The organism is Streptomyces luteolus (genome assembly GCF_029968015.1).
In the GTDB taxonomy this organism is placed as follows: Bacteria; Actinomycetota; Actinomycetes; order Streptomycetales; family Streptomycetaceae; genus Streptomyces; species Streptomyces luteolus.
Genome location: NZ_JASCIS010000008.1, coordinates 123,615 through 139,893, shown reverse-complemented (window position 1 = coordinate 139,893; position 16,279 = coordinate 123,615). Strand labels below are relative to the sequence as shown.

The 16,279-nt window shown below is 72.3% G+C and carries 13 protein-coding genes; 11 read left to right on the top strand and 2 right to left on the bottom strand.

What is annotated here, in order from left to right; genetic code table 11:
• Nucleotides 1–31: 31 nt before the first annotated feature.
• From QIT00_RS10300 to QIT00_RS10255, 10 genes are all read left to right on the top strand, one after another.
• Nucleotides 32–646, top strand: coding sequence for a TetR/AcrR family transcriptional regulator (locus tag QIT00_RS10300; RefSeq protein ID WP_282534858.1), 615 nt, complete (start codon nt 32–34; stop codon nt 644–646).
• Between the two features lie 193 nt (nt 647–839).
• Nucleotides 840–3,068: a molybdopterin oxidoreductase family protein gene (locus QIT00_RS10295; RefSeq protein WP_282534938.1), complete on the top strand. Its 2,229-nt coding sequence runs from the start codon at nt 840–842 to the stop codon at nt 3,066–3,068.
• Between the two features lie 122 nt (nt 3,069–3,190).
• Entirely contained in the window at nt 3,191–4,648 is a 1,458-nt protein-coding gene (locus QIT00_RS10290) for a CitMHS family transporter (protein ID WP_282534857.1), read from the top strand.
• 3 nt (nt 4,649–4,651) lie between these two features.
• Nucleotides 4,652–5,893 (top strand): MFS transporter, encoded by a 1,242-nt coding sequence (locus QIT00_RS10285; RefSeq protein WP_282534856.1) that lies wholly within the window; start codon nt 4,652–4,654, stop codon nt 5,891–5,893.
• Nucleotides 5,894–6,108: 215 nt separating this feature from the next.
• Complete coding sequence (locus QIT00_RS10280) at nt 6,109–6,540, top strand: hypothetical protein (protein WP_282534855.1); 432 nt, start codon at nt 6,109–6,111, stop codon at nt 6,538–6,540.
• Between the two features lie 330 nt (nt 6,541–6,870).
• A complete protein-coding gene (locus QIT00_RS10275; protein WP_282534854.1) occupies nt 6,871–7,485 on the top strand; it encodes a carbonic anhydrase in 615 nt (204 codons plus the stop codon).
• A gap of 14 nt (nt 7,486–7,499) precedes the next feature.
• Nucleotides 7,500–9,044, top strand: coding sequence for a SulP family inorganic anion transporter (locus QIT00_RS10270; protein ID WP_282534853.1), 1,545 nt, complete (start codon nt 7,500–7,502; stop codon nt 9,042–9,044).
• 159 nt (nt 9,045–9,203) lie between these two features.
• Nucleotides 9,204–10,592 carry an aldehyde dehydrogenase family protein gene (locus tag QIT00_RS10265; RefSeq protein ID WP_282534852.1) on the top strand — a complete coding sequence of 463 codons (1,389 nt, stop codon included), beginning with the start codon at nt 9,204–9,206 and terminating at the stop codon, nt 10,590–10,592.
• Between the two features lie 31 nt (nt 10,593–10,623).
• Nucleotides 10,624–11,706, top strand: a complete 1,083-nt coding sequence (locus tag QIT00_RS10260) for a Zn-dependent alcohol dehydrogenase (protein WP_282534851.1) — start codon at nt 10,624–10,626, stop codon at nt 11,704–11,706.
• A 358-nt stretch (nt 11,707–12,064) separates the two neighbouring features.
• The gene (locus tag QIT00_RS10255; protein ID WP_282534850.1) at nt 12,065–13,396 is read left to right on the top strand and encodes an MFS transporter; all 1,332 of its coding nucleotides are present in this window, start codon (nt 12,065–12,067) and stop codon (nt 13,394–13,396) included.
• Here QIT00_RS10255 and QIT00_RS10250 read toward each other — a convergent pair.
• Both QIT00_RS10250 and QIT00_RS10245 read right to left on the bottom strand, forming a co-directional pair.
• Complete coding sequence (locus QIT00_RS10250; protein WP_282534849.1) at nt 13,362–14,333, bottom strand: DMT family transporter; 972 nt, start codon at nt 14,331–14,333, stop codon at nt 13,362–13,364. The genes QIT00_RS10255 and QIT00_RS10250 overlap by 35 nt on opposite strands.
• Before the next feature lie 53 nt (nt 14,334–14,386).
• Complete coding sequence (locus QIT00_RS10245; RefSeq protein WP_282534848.1) at nt 14,387–15,052, bottom strand: TetR/AcrR family transcriptional regulator; 666 nt, start codon at nt 15,050–15,052, stop codon at nt 14,387–14,389.
• A 65-nt stretch (nt 15,053–15,117) separates the two neighbouring features.
• Between QIT00_RS10245 and QIT00_RS10240 the strand changes: the two genes are divergently transcribed.
• Nucleotides 15,118–16,269, top strand: coding sequence for an acyl-CoA dehydrogenase family protein (locus tag QIT00_RS10240; RefSeq protein ID WP_282534937.1), 1,152 nt, complete (start codon nt 15,118–15,120; stop codon nt 16,267–16,269).
• The last annotated feature ends 10 nt before the right edge of the window (nt 16,270–16,279 follow it).

Sequence of the window (16,279 nt, the reverse complement as noted above, 5' to 3'; positions counted from 1 at the left end):
ACTGTTGCGCGAACCCCTTACGCTCACGCCCATGTCCTGGACCCCCGACCCCGACCCGAGCCGGCTCCGGCGCGCGCCCGTGCAGCAGCGCAGCGCCGAGCGGCTCAACCGGATACTCGACGCCTGCGCGGGCCTGCTCGACGAGGCCGGGTACGAGGCGCTGAGCACCCGCGCCGTGGCCGAGCGCGCGGACGTGCCGATCGGTTCCGTGTACCGCTTCTTCGGCAACAAGCGCGCCATGGCCGAGGCCCTCGCGCAGCGCAACCTCGACCGGTACGCCGAGCGCATCTCCGGGCGCCTGGCGACGGTCGGGCACGACGACTGGCGGACCGCCGTCGACGCCGCGCTAGACGAGTACCTGACGATGAAGCGCACCGTCCCCGGCTTCGCCCTGGTCGACTTCGCCGGGCCCGTGCAGGCGCCGTCCGAGGCCAACCATCTGCTCGCCGACCGCCTCGCGGACCTCCTCGCCCGGCACCTGGAACGCTCCCTCGACGCAGGTCTGCGCCGCTGCCTCCTGGTCGGCGTGGAGGCTGCCGACGCGGTGCTCCGCCTGGCCTTCCGCCTCCGGCCGGAGGGCGATCCCGAACTGATCAAGGAGACCCGGGAGTTGCTGCACGCGTATCTGGCGCGGGCGCTGGACTGAGCTCGCCGGGAGTGTGTGCGCCAGGGTCTCGCCCCCATGCGTACCGGTCGGTATGCTCGCGGCGGAGAGTGCGCCGCCGCTGCCGCCGCCCAGGGAGGGCCCCGTGTCCCGCAACGCCCGTACCGCGCCCCTTACGGATTCCCGTACCGCATCCCGCACCGAATCCGGTACCGAATCCCGTACCGCGCCCCGGATCTGCCCCCTCTGCGAGGCCACCTGCGGGCTGACCCTCACCATCGAGGGCACCCGGGTCACCGGCGCGCGCGGCGACCGCGACGACGTGTTCAGCCGTGGCTTCATCTGCCCCAAGGGCGCCGCCTTCGGCGCGCTCGACAGCGACCCCGACCGCCTCACCCGCCCCCTGGTCCGCCGCGACGGCACGCTCCAGGAGGCGAGTTGGGAGGAGGCCTTCGACGCGATCGCCGAGGGCATCAGGCCGCTCGTCGAGGAGCACGGGCCCGACGCGATCGGCGTCGTGCTCGGCAACCCCAACGTGCACACCATGGCCGGCGCCCTCTACCCGCCCGTCCTGCTCAGCTCCCTCGGCACGCGCCACCTCTTCACCGCCAGCACGCTCGACCAGATGCCCAAGCACGTCTCGTCCGGGCTCCTGTACGGCGACCCGCTGGCCATCCCGGTGCCCGACCTGGACCACACCGACCACCTGCTGCTCCTCGGCGCCAACCCCCTTGAGTCCAACGGCAGCCTCTGTACCGCGCCCGACTTCCCCGGCCGCCTCAAGGCCCTGCGCGAGCGCGGTGGCACGCTCACCGTCGTCGACCCGCGCGCCACCCGCACCGCGAAGCTCGCCGACCGGCACCTCGCGATCCGCCCCGGCGCCGACGCCCTGCTGCTCGCCGCGCTCGTCCATGTCCTCTTCGAGGAGAGCCTGATCTCGCTCGGCCGACTTGAGCCGTACGTGGAAGGAATGGGCCAAGTCCGGGACGCCGTGGGCGAGTTCAGCCCCGAGGCTGTCGCGGGCGCCTGCGACGTACCGGCCGCCGAGATCCGCGCCCTGGCCAGGGAGCTGGCCGCCGCGCCCGCCGCAGCCGTGTACGGCCGCATCGGCACCTGCACCGTCGAGTTCGGCACCCTCGCGAGCTGGCTCGTCGACGTCCTGAACGTGCTCACCGGCAACCTCGACCGGCCCGGCGGCGCCCTCTTCCCGCTCTCCGCCACCGACCGCGCACCCCGTCCCGCCGCGCCCGGCAAGGGGTTCCGGACCGGGCGCTGGCAGAGCCGGGTGAGCGGACACCCCGAGGTCAAGAGCGAGCTGCCCACCGCCGCCCTCGCCGAGGAGATCGACACCCCGGGCGAGGGCCGCATCCGCGCCCTGCTCGTGCTCGCCGCCAACCCGGTGCTCTCCGCGCCCGACGGCGACCGCCTCGACCGGGCCCTCGCGGGCCTGGACTTCATGGTGAGCGTCGACCCGTACCTGAACGAGACCTCCCGGCACGCGCACGTGGTGCTGCCCCCGCCGCCGCCCGCCCAGAGCGCCCACTACGACTTCGCCTTCAACGCCCTCGCCGTACGCAACCAGGCCCGCTACACGCGCGCCGCCGTCCCGCTGCGGGACGGTGCCCTGGACGAGTGCGAGATCCAGGCCCGGCTCGTGCTCGCCGTGTCCGGGATGCACGGGGCGCCGGCGCGCGCCGTGGACGACATGGTCATCGAGCGCGCCCTCGGCAAGGCCGTCTCCGACCCGCACCAGAGCGTGCACGGCCGCGACCCGAAGGAACTCGCCGCACAGCTCACCGGCGACAGCGGCGCCGAACGCCGCCTCGACCTGATGCTGCGCCTCGGCCCGTACGGCGACGGATTCGGCGCCGAGCCGGAGGGGCTGAGCCTCGCCAGGCTGCTCGCGAACCCGCACGGCATCGACCTCGGAGCCCTGGGGCCCCGCCTCCCCGAGATCCTGCGCACCCGCAGCGGACACGTCGAGCTGCTGCCCGAGCCGGTCGCCGCCGACCTGCCGCGGCTGCGCGCCGCCCTGGACCGCGACCCGGCCGGACTCGTCCTCGTCGGCCGCCGCCATCTGCGGTCCAACAACAGCTGGCTGCACAACGTCCCCGTACTCAACCGCGGCAGCAACCGCTGCACCCTGCACATCCACCCCGAGGATGCCGCCCGCGCCGGGATCGCCGACGGGGAGCACGTCCGCGTCAAGGGCGCCGGGGGAGAGGTCGAGGCGCCCGCCGAGGTCACCGCGACCGTGCGCAGGGGCGTCGTCAGCCTGCCGCACGGCTGGGGCCACGACCGGCCCGGCACCCGTACGACCGTCGCGGGGGCGACTCCCGGGGTGAACAGCAACCAGCTGCTCGACGGGACGCTCCTGGACCCGCTGTCCGGCACGGCGGTCCTCAACGGGGTGCCGGTTCTGCTCACGCCCGTCGGCGGCGAAGAACCGCAGGCAAGGCTGTGACCTGGAGTTTTGCTCGTATTGCTCGCGTGTCAACATCTTGTTAACGCCGAATAGCGGGTCTTAACGTCGTCCGAACCGCCGGCCGTGGTGGGTGTTCAAGGGCGAACGTGAGAGGCCCCAAAATGCTGACAATCCTTGGCTTCGCCATGATCGCGACCTTCCTGGTCCTGATCATGATGAAGAAGATGTCGCCGATAGCGGCACTCGTGCTGATCCCCGCGCTCTTCTGCGTAATCGTCGGACAAGGAGCGAAGCTCGGGGACTACGTCCTCGACGGCGTCACCGATCTCGCGCCCACCGCGGCGATGCTGATGTTCGCGATCGTCTACTTCGGCGTGATGATCGACGTCGGCCTGTTCGACCCGGTCGTCCGAGCCATCCTGCGGTTCTGCAAGGCCGACCCGATGCGGATCGTCGTCGGCACCGCCCTGCTCGCCGCGATCGTCTCCCTCGACGGCGACGGCTCCACCACCTTCATGATCACCGTCTCGGCGATGTATCCGCTCTACAAGCGGCTGAAGATGAGCCTCGTCGTGCTGACCGGTGTCGCCGCCACCGCCAACGGCGTGATGAACACGCTGCCCTGGGGCGGCCCCACCGCCCGCGCCGCGACCGCCCTCAAGCTGGACGCCACCGACATCTTCGTGCCGATGATCCCGGCGCTCGCGGTCGGTCTGCTCGCCGTCTTCGTCCTCGCTTACGTCCTCGGCCGCCGCGAGCGCAAGCGCCTCGGCTACCTCTCCCTCGAAGAGGCCACCGAGACGGTCACCGAGACCGCCGACGAGAAGGTCCTCGTCGGCGCGGGCTCCGGCAACGGCAACGGCAACGGCAAGGGCAACGGCAAGGGCACCGGCAAGGGCTCCGGCTCCGCCGAGGGCTCCGGCACCGGCGGCGGCGACCACAGCGCCCCCGCGTACGAGAACGAGGACGGCGAGACCTTCGTCGGGCTCGACCCGAACCGCGCCACCCTGCGCCCCAAGCTGTACTGGTTCAACGCGCTCCTGACCGTCGCCCTGCTCACCGCGATGATCACGGAACTGCTGCCCATCCCGGTGCTGTTCCTGCTCGGCGCCGCGCTCGCGCTCACCGTCAACTTCCCCAACATGACCGACCAGAAGGCCCGGATCGGGGCCCACGCCGAGAACGTCCTCAACGTCTCCGGCATGGTCTTCGCCGCCGCCGTCTTCACCGGCGTCCTGTCGGGCACCGGCATGGTCGACTCCATGGCCAAGTGGATGGTCAGCTCCATCCCCGACGGCATGGGCTCGCAGATGGGCCTGGTCACCGGCCTCCTCTCGCTCCCGCTGACCTACTTCATGTCGAACGACGGCTTCTACTTCGGCATCCTGCCTGTCCTCGCCGAGGCAGGCGCCGCCCACGGCGTCGCCCCCGTGGAGATCGCCCGCGCCTCCATCGCGGGCCAGCCCCTGCACATGTCGAGCCCGCTGGTGCCCGCCGTCTTCGTCCTCGTCGGCATGGCCAAGGTCGAGTTCGGCGACCACACGAAATTCACCGTCAAATGGGCCGCGCTCACCTCGCTCGTGGTGCTCGCCTCCGGAATCCTCTTCGGGATCATCTGACCCATGCGGGACGGCAGTTCAGGGCCCGGAAGGGCATGGCTCCTGCGCCTCGTCATCGCCTTCGGCTTCGCCCAGGCGGCGGTGTCGATGGCGCGGCCCGCCGTGTCCTACCGGGCCCTGTCGCTCGGCGCCGACGAACGCGCGATCGGCGTCATCGCGGGTGTGTACGCGCTCCTGCCGCTGTTCGCGGCCGTCCCCCTCGGCCGCCGCACCGACCACGGCCGGTGCGCGCCGCTGCTGCCCTTCGGCGTCGTCCTGATCGCCGGCGGCTGCGCCCTGAGCGGCGCCGTGAACTCCCTGGCCGCCATGGCCGCGTGGAGCGGCGTCATGGGGCTCGGGCACCTCTGCTTCGTGATCGGCGCCCAGTCGATCGTCGCCCGGCAGTCCGCACCCGCCGAACAGGACCGCAATTTCGGCCATTTCACGATCGGCGCCTCACTCGGCCAACTCATCGGCCCGATCGCCGCCGGACTCCTCATCTCCGAGCAGGACGGGGCGATGGCGCGGACCAGCGCACTCGCCCTGATCGCCGCCGCCGCGGTCGCCGCCGTCGCCTTCACCTCGCTCTGGCGCATCGAGCACCGCACCGCGACCGGAACCCGCACGGAACAGGGCTCCAAGGTCCCTGTGCACCGCATCCTGCGCACCCGCGGCGTCCCCGCCGGGATCCTCATCAGCCTGGCCGTGCTCTCCGCCACCGACATCCTCACCGCGTACCTGCCGGTCGTCGGCGAGCACCGCGGCATCGCGCCCGCCACCATCGGCCTCCTCCTGAGCCTGCGCGCCGCCGCGACCATCGCCTGCCGACTGGTCATGACGCCGATGATCCGGCTGATCGGCCGCACCGCCCTGCTCGTCACGACCTGCCTGCTCGGCGGCCTGCTCTGCGCCGGGATCGCCCTGCCCGTACCGGTGTGGGCGCTCGCCCTGATGCTCGCCCTGCTCGGCTTCTGCCTCGGTGTGGGCCAGCCGCTGTCCATGACGACGGTCGTCCAGGCCGCCCCCGAGGGAGCCCGGTCCACCGCCCTCGCGCTGCGCCTCACCGGCAACCGGCTCGGCCAGGTCGCCACCCCCGCGTCCGCCGGACTCGTCGCCGGAGTCGCGGGCGCCGCCGCGCCGTTCCTGATGCTCGGCGCGCTCCTCGTGGCCGCCGCGGGGCTCGCGACACGCGGAGGTCTGCGGTCGCAAAGCACGACCGGCGTAAGGGGGTCAAAATCGGCCACGAAGGATCACGCACGGCACTGACCAGCGTGAATCCAGCCACACTGCGCCCCAGGGTTAACCCGCCGTTCACACGGCAACTTGCACACTGGACACAGCACTTGGGCACAATGGTGATCACCGCCTGGCGGCACACCGCGCGCCCGAGCGCGAGCTGCGTTTGCCGTTCCAGGAGTGAACCATTCAGGGGTGCTCCGACGTTCCCTGAGTGAACCGTCCAGAAGTGCAAGGGGGTTGAGATGCGTCGATGCCGCGGCCTGTTCGGTGCGCTGACCGTCGCCCTCTGCGCCCTCCTCGCCCTCGCGGTCACCACGGACAGCGCCATGGCCCACCCGGGCGCCCCGACCTCCGCGGCCACCATCCCGTACGCCGCGGCCGCCGCGGCGCCCGCCTCCTTCGGCGCCCCCGCCGCGGCGGGCCAGGGCCACAGCGCGTCCAACGTCGAGCAGGACCGCCACCCGGGTCCGTTCGACGACTGCCGGCACCGGCGCGCGATCCGCGCCTCGGTCGCCGCGCCCGTGGCGCAGCCCGAGCCCTGCGACTGCTGCGCGTCGCCCGAGCGCCCCGCCCACACGGTGCGCGTCCCGAGACCGGTCAGTGGCCACGCCGCCGTCGCCGCGGCCCCCGACCCGGGCGAACGGCCCGCCCTGCTGCAAGTGTTCCGCTGCTGATCCCCGCCCCCTCTCCGGGCCGCATCCCCGAAGGTCACCCGCCCCGCGGCACGCGCGTACGTTCAAAGACGAGTCCGTACGACAGCACCTGAGCCCGCGAGGCCCCGGCACCCTCGGCGCGGAACCGTCGCACTGTCGGCGGAACCCGCACCCACGGCACCACCCCCCACCCGCGGCCCCGAGCAACTCCCTTCCCCCGTACCGCACTTCAGTGCCCCCGACCACGTTTCCCGAGGGCGGCACCGGCAGCGCACATCCGACCGAGGCGTCCCTTCGCCCGGCGATGCGCCCTGCCCGACCGCCCGGCGTGGAACGCCTGGAGGAACCTTCATGCACTCGTTCATCGACCATGCCCGCGACTTCCCCGGCCGCATCGCCGCGGCGGGGCAGGAGCGCGAGGCCTTCGGCCGGCTCGCCGAAGGGCAGTCCCCCGAAGCCCTGTTCATCACCTGCTCCGACTCGCGGGTCATCCCCTCCCTGTTCACCGGCGCCCGCCCCGGCCAGCTCTTCGAACTGCGCACCGCGGGCAACGCCGTACCCGACTACGCGGAGGGCGCCAGCGGCGAGGCCGCCACCATCGAGTACGCGGTGAGCGTGCTCAAGGTCCCCGACATCGTGGTCTGCGGGCACTCGCACTGCGGCGCCGTCCGCGCCCGCGTGCACGGCGAGGACCTCGCGGCCGTGCCCGCCGTCGCCGGCTGGCTGGAGCGCCAGCTGCCGCACCTCCCGGTCCGCGAGCCCGGCTCCGGCGTCGACGACGACGCCCAGGTGGCCGGCTCGGTGCAGCGCCACGTCAAGGCCCAGCTCGACCGGCTCCGCCAATACCCCTGCGTACGCGAGGGATTGGCGGCCGGACGGCTGCGCCTGCACGGCTGGTACTACGCCATAGACACCGGCCTCGTGATGCAGCACGACCCGGCGGCCGACGCCTTCCTGCCGCTGTGAAGGGAACGAACACCATGCCTGCTCCCCCCTCCGAAACCGCTCCCGACACCCGTGGCGGCACCCTCCGGTACGACCTGACCGCCTCCCTCGTCGTCTTCCTCGTCGCGCTGCCGCTGTGCGTCGGTATCGCCGTCGCCTCCGGCGTCCCCGCCGAACTCGGCATCGTCACCGGCATCGTCGGCGGCCTCCTCACCGGCTTCCTGCCCGGCAGCTCCCTCCAGGTCTCCGGCCCCGCCGCCGGCCTCACCGTGCTCGTCTACGAAGCGGTGCAGGCGTACGGCCTGGCCGCGCTCGGCGTGCTCGTGCTCGCCGCCGGAGCGCTCCAACTCGCCATGGGCGCGCTGAAGCTGGGCCGCTGGTTCCGGGCCATCTCGCTCGCCGTCGTGCAGGGCATGCTCGCCGGTATCGGCCTGGTCCTGATCGCCGGACAGGTGTACGCCATGGCCGACCTGGAGGCGCCCGGCGGCGGCCTCGCCAAGATCGCGGGCCTGCCGGGGCTCGTCCTCGACGTGGCCGCGTCGTCCGAGGCGCTCGCCGCGCTCTGCGTCGGCGTCGGCACCATCGTGCTGCTCGTCCTGTGGCCGCGCTGGAAGGCCGCCGCCAAGATCCTGCCCGCCCCGCTGGTCGCCGTCGCCGCCGCCACGCTCGCCGTCGCCGTGTTCGGCCTGCCGGTCGCCCGGGTCGAGGTGCAGGGTCTGTTCGACGCCGTACAGCCGCCCGGCGGCGCCGGGTTCGCCGCGCTGGCCGATGTCGCGATGCTCGGCACCGTCCTCGCGTTCGCGCTGATCGCCTCGGCCGAGTCGCTGTTCAGCGCCGCGGCCGTGGACCGGATGCACGACGGCCCGCGCACCGACTACGACAAGGAGCTCATGGCGCAGGGCGCGGGCAACGCGGTCTGCGGCGCCCTCGGCGCGCTCCCGATGACCGCGGTGATCGTCCGCAGCTCGGCCAACGTCGCGGCGGGCGCCCGTACGAAGGCCTCCCGGATCATGCACGGCGTCTGGCTGCTGATCTTCGCGGCGGCCTTTCCGGCGGCCCTCGGCGTCATCCCGATCGCCGCGCTCGCCGGTGTCCTGGTACACGCCGGGGTCAAGCTGGTCCCGTGGAAGGACCTGAAGCCGCTGTGGCGCGAGCACCGGGGCGAGCTGGTGATCCTGGTCGTCACGGCCGTCGCGATCGTCGTCGGCAACCTCTTCGAGGGCGTGCTCATCGGCCTGTTCCTCGCCATCGCCAAGACGGCCTGGGAGGTCAGCCACGTCCACATCGACGTCACCGAGGAGCCCGTGGCCGAGGAGGGCGCGCAACCCGCCCTGAAGATACGGGTGTTGGGCAACGCGACCTTCCTGCGCCTGCCCAAGCTGCTCGACTCCCTGGAGTCGCTGCCCGACGAACGTGAGCTGCACATCGACCTCAGCGGTCTGCGCCACGTCGACCACGCCTGCGCGATGGCCCTGGCCACCTGGGAGGAGCGGCACAACGCCCTCGCGGGTGCGGCGCCGCCCGTGAAGATCACGAAGCCCGAACCGGAGGCCCAGGCGATGGCCGGAGCGAAGGCCTGACCCTCGCGGTCCTGCGGAACGGCCCGGCGGTGCACCCCACCGCCGGGCCGTTGCGTGTGTCCGTACGCTGCAACCGGGACACCAGGTGACTCTGGCGCCAGAAAACTAACACCGCTAGTTTGGTTCGCGGACGACGGAACCAGGCTCGGAAGGAGTGTCATGAAGGCGCACGACGGCATGTACATCGGTGGCGCGTGGCGGCCCGCCACGGGCGCGGACACCATCGCGGTGGTCAACCCGGTCGACGAGCAGGTGATCGCCCACGTCCCGGCCGGCACCGCCGAGGACGTCGACGCCGCGGTCGCGGCCGCACGCGCCGCGCTGCCCGGCTGGGCCGCGACCCCGCCCGCCGAGCGCGGGGCCGTGATCGGCGCCCTGCGCGACGCCCTGGCCGCCCGCAAGGACGAGATCGCCGAGACTGTCACCGCCGAGCTGGGCTCCCCGCTCCCGTTCTCCCAGATGGTGCACGCGGCCGTGCCGATCGCGGTGGCCGGTGGGTACGCGGAACTCGCCGCCTCGTACGCCTTCCAGGAGAAGATCGGCAACTCCACCGTGCTGCTCGAACCGGTGGGTGTCGTCGGCGCGATCACCCCCTGGAACTACCCGCTGCACCAGATCGTCGCGAAGGTCGCGCCCGCGCTCGCCGCCGGGTGCACCGTCGTCCTCAAGCCCGCCGAGGACACCCCGCTGGTCGCGCAGCTCTTCGCGGAGGCCGCGCACGAGGCGGGCGTCCCGGCCGGGGTGTTCAACCTCGTCACCGGTCTCGGCCCGGTCGCGGGCCAGGCGCTCGCCGAGCACGAGGGCGTGGACCTGGTCTCGTTCACCGGCTCCACCGCCGTCGGCAAGCAGATCGGCGCCACCGCGGGCGCGGCCGTCAAGCCCGTCGCCCTGGAGCTGGGCGGCAAGTCCGCCAACGTGATCCTGCCGAGCGCCGACCTGGCCAAGGCCGTCAACGTGGGCGTGGCCAACGTGATGTCCAACTCCGGCCAGACCTGCAGCGCCTGGACCCGGATGCTGGTCCACGCCGACCAGTACGACGAGGCGGTCGAGCTCGCCGCCGCTGCCGCCGCCAAGTACGGCGAGCGGATCGGCCCGGTCGTCAACGCCAAGCAGCAGGCGCGGGTGCGCGGTTACATCGAGAAGGGTGTGGCCGAGGGCGCCCGTGTGGTCGTCGGCGGCCCCGAGACCCCCCACGACCAGGGGTACTTCATCGCGCCGACCGTCTTCGCGGACGTACGCCCGGAGATGACCGTCGCCCAGGAGGAGATCTTCGGCCCGGTCCTGTCGATCCTGAAGTACGCCGACGAGGACGAGGCCCTGGCCATCGCCAACGGCACCGTCTACGGCCTCGCCGGTGCGGTGTGGGCCGGTGACGAGGCGGAGGCCGTCGCGTTCGCCCGCCGTATGGACACCGGTCAGGTCGACATCAACGGCGGCCGCTTCAACCCGCAGGCCCCCTTCGGCGGTTACAAGCAGTCCGGCGTCGGCCGCGAGCTGGGCCCGCACGGCCTGGGCGAGTACCTCCAGACCAAGTCCCTGCAGTTCTGAGCCTGTTCCGGAATTCCGAGGAGTACGCCACGTGGTCCGCGCCGCCGTTCTGCCCGCTGTCGACTCACCCCTGGAGATAAGGGAGATCGACCTCCCCGAGCCCGGCCCCGGCCAGGTCCGGGTCCGTCTCGCCGCCGCCGGGGTCTGCCACTCCGACCTGTCCCTGTCCAACGGCACCATGCGGGTGCCCACCCCCTGCGTGCTCGGCCATGAGGGCGCCGGCACCGTCGTCTCCGTCGGCGAGGGCGTGACCCACGTGTCCCCCGGTGACGGTGTCGTCCTCAACTGGGCGCCGTCCTGCGGGAGTTGCCACGCCTGCGCGATCGGCGAGGTGTGGCTCTGCACCAGCGCCCTCGCCGGAGCCGCGAACGTCTACGCGAAGCTGCCCGACGGCACCGAGCTGCACCCCGGCCTGAACGTCGCGGCGTTCGCCGAGGAGACCGTCGTCGCCGCCAACTGCGTGCTGCCCGTGCCGGACGGCGTACCGCTCACCGACGCGGCCCTGCTCGGCTGCGCCGTCCTCACCGGGTACGGGGCGGTCCACCACTCGGCGCGCGTACGCGAGGGCGAGTCGGTGGCCGTCTTCGGCGTCGGCGGCGTCGGCCTCGCCACCCTCCAGGCGGCCCGGATCGCCGGGGCGGGCCCGATCGTCGCCGTCGACGTCTCCCCGGAGAAGGAGGAGCTGGCCCGCGCGGCCGGAGCGACCGAGTATGTCGTCGCCTCCGACACGACCGCCCGCGAGATCCGCAAGCTGACCGGCGGCCAGGGGGCGGACGTGGCCGTCGAGTGCGTGGGCCACGCGGTGACGATCCGTACCGCCTGGGAGTCCACGCGGCGCGGCGGCCGCACCACGGTCGTCGGCATCGGCGGCAAGGACCAGCAGGTCAGCTTCAACGCCCTGGAGCTGTTCCACTGGGGCCGCACGCTCTCCGGCTGCGTGTACGGCAACTCCGATCCGGAGCGCGACCTGCCGGTCCTGGCGTCGCACGTCCGTGCGGGGCGGCTCGATCTGGGCTCCCTGATCACGGAACGCATCGGGTTGGACGGGATTCCGTCGGCCTTCGAGAACATGATCGCGGGCAAGGGGGGCAGGGCGCTGGTGGTCTTCGAGTAACCGGGGCTCCGCCCCAGACCCCGCTCCTCAAACGCCGGAGGGGCTGAGGGATCAGCCCCTCCGGCGTTTGAGGAGCGGGGGTCCGGGGGCTGGCCCCCGAAGCCGTCCGCAGGACTATCGGGAAGGGGCGGGTAGGGGAACAGCCCGCGCCTGCACCACCCAACAACCCCGACCGCACCCACCCGCGGCCGGGGTCGTCGTGCTGCCCGCGTGAGGGCCACGTACAGGCAAACCAGAAGCAAAAAACTGTGACCGCGCGACCCGTTGACCGCGCACCGACTGGTCGGTACGTTCCCCGCATCTCACGGCGCCGCCCCCCGATCCCACCATCCCCGCACCCACCGGAGTGTGCATCCGCATGGACTCGGCACCTTCCGCAGTCACGCCCGAAACCGCCCAAGGCCCCACGGACAAGCACCGCCGCAGGGTGGCCACCGCGGCCGCGCTCGCCTCCGCCGTCGAGTGGTACGACTACTTCGTCTTCGGCATCGCCGCGGCCCTCGTCCTCGGCGAGCTCTACTTCCCCGCGGGCAGCCCCTCCGCCGGCGTCCTCGCCTCGTTCGCGACCTTCGCCGTCGGCTTCCTGGCCCGCCCCATCGGCGGCGTCATCGCAGGACAGCTCGGCGACAAGCGCGGCCGCAAGCCCATGCTGGTCATGGCCCTGACCCTGATGGGCCTCGCCACCACGGGCATCGGCCTGCTCCCGACGTACGAGACGATCGGCATCGCGGCCCCGCTGCTCCTCGTCGTCCTGCGCATCCTGCAAGGCGTCGCCGTCGGCGCCCAGTGGGGCGGGGCGATGCTCATGGCCACCGAGTACGCCCCCGAGGGCAAGCGCGGCCTCTACGGCAGCCTCGTCCAGCTCGGCGTGCCCATCGGCGTCGTGACGGCCAACACCGTCTTCCTCATCGCCGGCGCCTTCACCAGCGACAGCGCCTTCGCGGCCTGGGGCTGGCGACTGCCGTTCCTCGTCGGCCTGCTGGTGCTCGGCCTCGCCTGGTACATCCACGCGAAGGTGGAGGAGACCCCGGCGTTCAAGGAGGCCGAGAAGGCGCTCGCCGAGCAGGAGAAGGGCGAGGGCGCCAAGCGCTCCCCGCTGCGCGCGATCCTGAGCGAGCACCTCGGCACGGTGCTGCTCGCGGGCGGCTCCTTCGCCGTGAACACCGCGACCTTCTACATCATCATCACCGGCGTCCTCGACTACACCACCCGCGAGCTGCACATGGAGCGCGATTCCGTGCTGATGGTCTCGCTCTGCATCAGCCTGACCCAGCTCGCCCTGATCCCGCTCGCCGCGGCCCTCTCGGACCGCATCGGCCGGATCAAGATCTACGGGCTCGGTGCGGTCGGACTCACCGTCTGGGCGGTGCCGATGTTCCTGCTCATCGACACCGGCTCGCTGCTCTGGCTGGCCGTCGCCACCTTCGTCTGCAGCTGCTTCCTGAGCATCATGTACGGGCCCCAGGCCGCCCTGTTCGCGGAGCTGTTCACGGCCGAGATGCGGTACACCGGCGCCTCGCTCGGCTACCAGATCGCGGCCGTCTGCGGCGGTGGGCTCGCGCCGTTCGTGATGGTGCTGCTGCTCGAACTCACCGGCACGTCCATGTCGGTGTCCGCGTACATCATCCTGCTCGCCATCATTGCCCTGATCAGCATCAAGGTGCTGGCCGGGCGGGCTGCTCAGCGCTGACGGCGTCGGCCTCGGGGGCGGTGGTGGTGGCGGTGTCGCGGGACCGGCGCGGCCGGGAGCGCGACACCGCCACGCCCGCGAGGCAGAAGACACCGCCGAGCAGCGTGAGCCACCCCGGCACCTCGTCCAGGGCCAGCCAGGACATCAGGACGACGATCGCCGGCACCGCGTACGTGGTGGCGCCCATCTTCCCCGCCGTCGTACGGGCCAGGGCGTACGCCCAGGTCGTGAACGCCAGGGCCGTCGGGAACACGCCCAGGTAGACCATGTTGAGCGTGGCCGGCAGCGGGGCGTGCGCCGCCTCGTCGAGCAGCTGCCCCGCGAACGGCAGGCAGACCGCCGCGCCGATCGCGCAGCCGAACGTGGTGACCTGCAGCGGGCTCGCGTACCGCAGCGCGGGCTTCTGCGCCACGACCCCGCTCGCGTACGCGAGGGCCGCGACCAGGCAGAGTGCGACGCCGAGCAGGGAGGCGTCCCCGCCGCCCGACATGGACAGGCCCACGATCGCCGCGCCCGCGAACGACACCGCCATCCCGGCGAGCAGCCGCCGCGGCAGCCCCTCCTTCAGGAGCCAGCCGCCGAGCAGCGCCATCAGGAGCGGGCCGACGTTCACGACCAGGGCCGCGGTGCCCGCGTCGACCAGCTGCTCGCCCCAGTTGAGCGCCACCATGTAGAGCCCGAACCACAGCACGCCGGCCACCGCGATGCCCGGCCACGCGGCCCGCGGCGGCAGCCCTTCCCGACGCAGCGCCCAGATCAGCCCGATGACGACGGTGCCGGAGAGCAGCCGGCCGAGCGCGAGGGCGCCCGGCGAGTACGCCTCGCCCGCGCTGCGGATGGAGACGAAGGCCGAGGCCCACAGCACCACCGTGACGGCGGCGGCCAGGATGGCGAGGACTTCGGGGCGCGGTACGGCCCGGGAGAAGGGGTTGGTCATGGGCCGAACCTAAGGGCGGAACACTTCGGGGTCGAACGAATTGACGGCACCCGTCAAACGTCCCGCCCGGCCCGCCCGTCCGCGCCCTCGGCCACCGCCCGGTACTGCACTTCAAGGCCGTCGAGCAGCGCTTGCAGGCCGGTCTCGAAGGCGCGCTCGTCGACCTTCTCCTGGCGCTCGGCGAGCAGATGGGCCTGGCCGAGGTGCGGGTAGTCCGCCGGGTCGTACGCCGTCTCGTCGTCCACGAAGCCGCCCGCGAACGATCCGAGCGCGGAGCCCATCACGAAGTACCTCATCAGGGCGCCGATCGACGTGGCCTGCGCGTGCGGCCAGCCCGCCGCGGTCATCGCGCCGAACACCGCGTCCGCGAGCCGCAGTCCGGCCGGCCGGCGGCCGGGACCCTGGGCGAGCACCGGGACGATGTTCGGGTGCTCGGTGAGCGCGGCGCGGTACGAGACGGCCCAGTCGTGCAGCGCCGTACGCCAGGGCCTGCCGTCCTCGAACATCGACAGGTCGACCCGCGCGCTCACCGAATCGGCGACCGCCTCCAGGAGCTGGTCCTTGGTGCGGAAGTGGTTGTAGAGCGAGGGTCCGCTGACGCCCAGTTCGGCGGCGAGGCGGCGGGTGGAGAGGGCCGCGAGCCCTTCCGCGTCCACGAGCGCGCGTGCCGTGTCGACGATCAGATCTCGGCTGAGCAGGGGCTTGCGCGGTCGGGCCATGCGGCTCATAGTAGGCCCTGCTGAGACTAAAACTAGCAGTGGTAATTAAAAGTGGGGTGGACCGAGTGAACCTGGAGCTGAGCGAGGAACAGAACGCCGTCCGGCAGCTCGCACGGGACTTCGTCGACCGGGAGATCGCGCCCCATGTCGTCGAGTGGGACCGGGCCGAGAGCGTCGACCGGGGCATCGTGAAGAAGCTCGGCGAGGTCGGCTTCCTCGGCCTCACCATCGACGAGGAGTACGGCGGCTCCGGCGGCGACCACCTCGCGTACTGCCTGGTCACCGAAGAGCTGGGCCGGGGCGACTCATCGGTGCGCGGCATCGTCTCCGTCTCCCTCGGCCTGGTCGCCAAGACGATCGCGTCCTGGGGGAACGAGGAGCAGAAGCGGAAGTGGCTGCCCGGCCTCACTTCGGGGGAGTACGTCGGCTGCTTCGGCCTCACCGAGCCCGGCACCGGCTCCGACGCGGGCAACCTCGCCCCGAAGGCCGTACGGGACGGCGACTCGTACGTGATCGACGGCGCCAAGATGTTCATCACGAACGGGACGTGGGCCGATGTCGTCCTGCTCTTCGCCCGCACCGGCCCCGAGCCCGGCCACCGCGGCGTCTCCGCGTTCCTGGTCCCCACCGACACGCCCGGCCTCACCCGCCGCACCGTCCACGGCAAGCTCGGCCTGCGCGGCCAGGCCACCGCCGAGCTGGTCCTCGAAGGGGTGCGGGTGCCGGCGAGCGCGATGCTCGGGCCCGAGGGCAAGGGCTTCTCGGTCGCCATGTCGGCGCTCGCCAAGGGGCGGATGTCGGTCGCGGCGGGCTGCGTCGGCATCGCGCAGGCGGCCCTGGACGCGGCTGTGACGTACGCGGGCCAGCGCGAGCAGTTCGGAAAGCCCATCGCGCAGCACCAGTTGGTGCAGGAGCTGATCAGCGACATCGCCGTCGACGTGGACGCCGCGCGCCTGCTCACCTGGCGCGTGGCCGACCTCATCGACCGCGGGCAGCCCTTCACCACGGAGTCCTCCAAGGCCAAGCTGTTCGCCTCCGAGGCGGCCGTACGCGCGGCCAACAACGCCCTCCAGGTCTTCGGCGGTTACGGCTACATCGACGAGTACCCGGTCGGCAAACTCCTCCGCGACGCCCGCGTGATGACGCTGTACGAGGGCACGAGCCAGATCCAGAAACTGGTCATCGGCCGCGCGCTGACGGGGATCTCGGCGTTCTGAGTACGGAGTT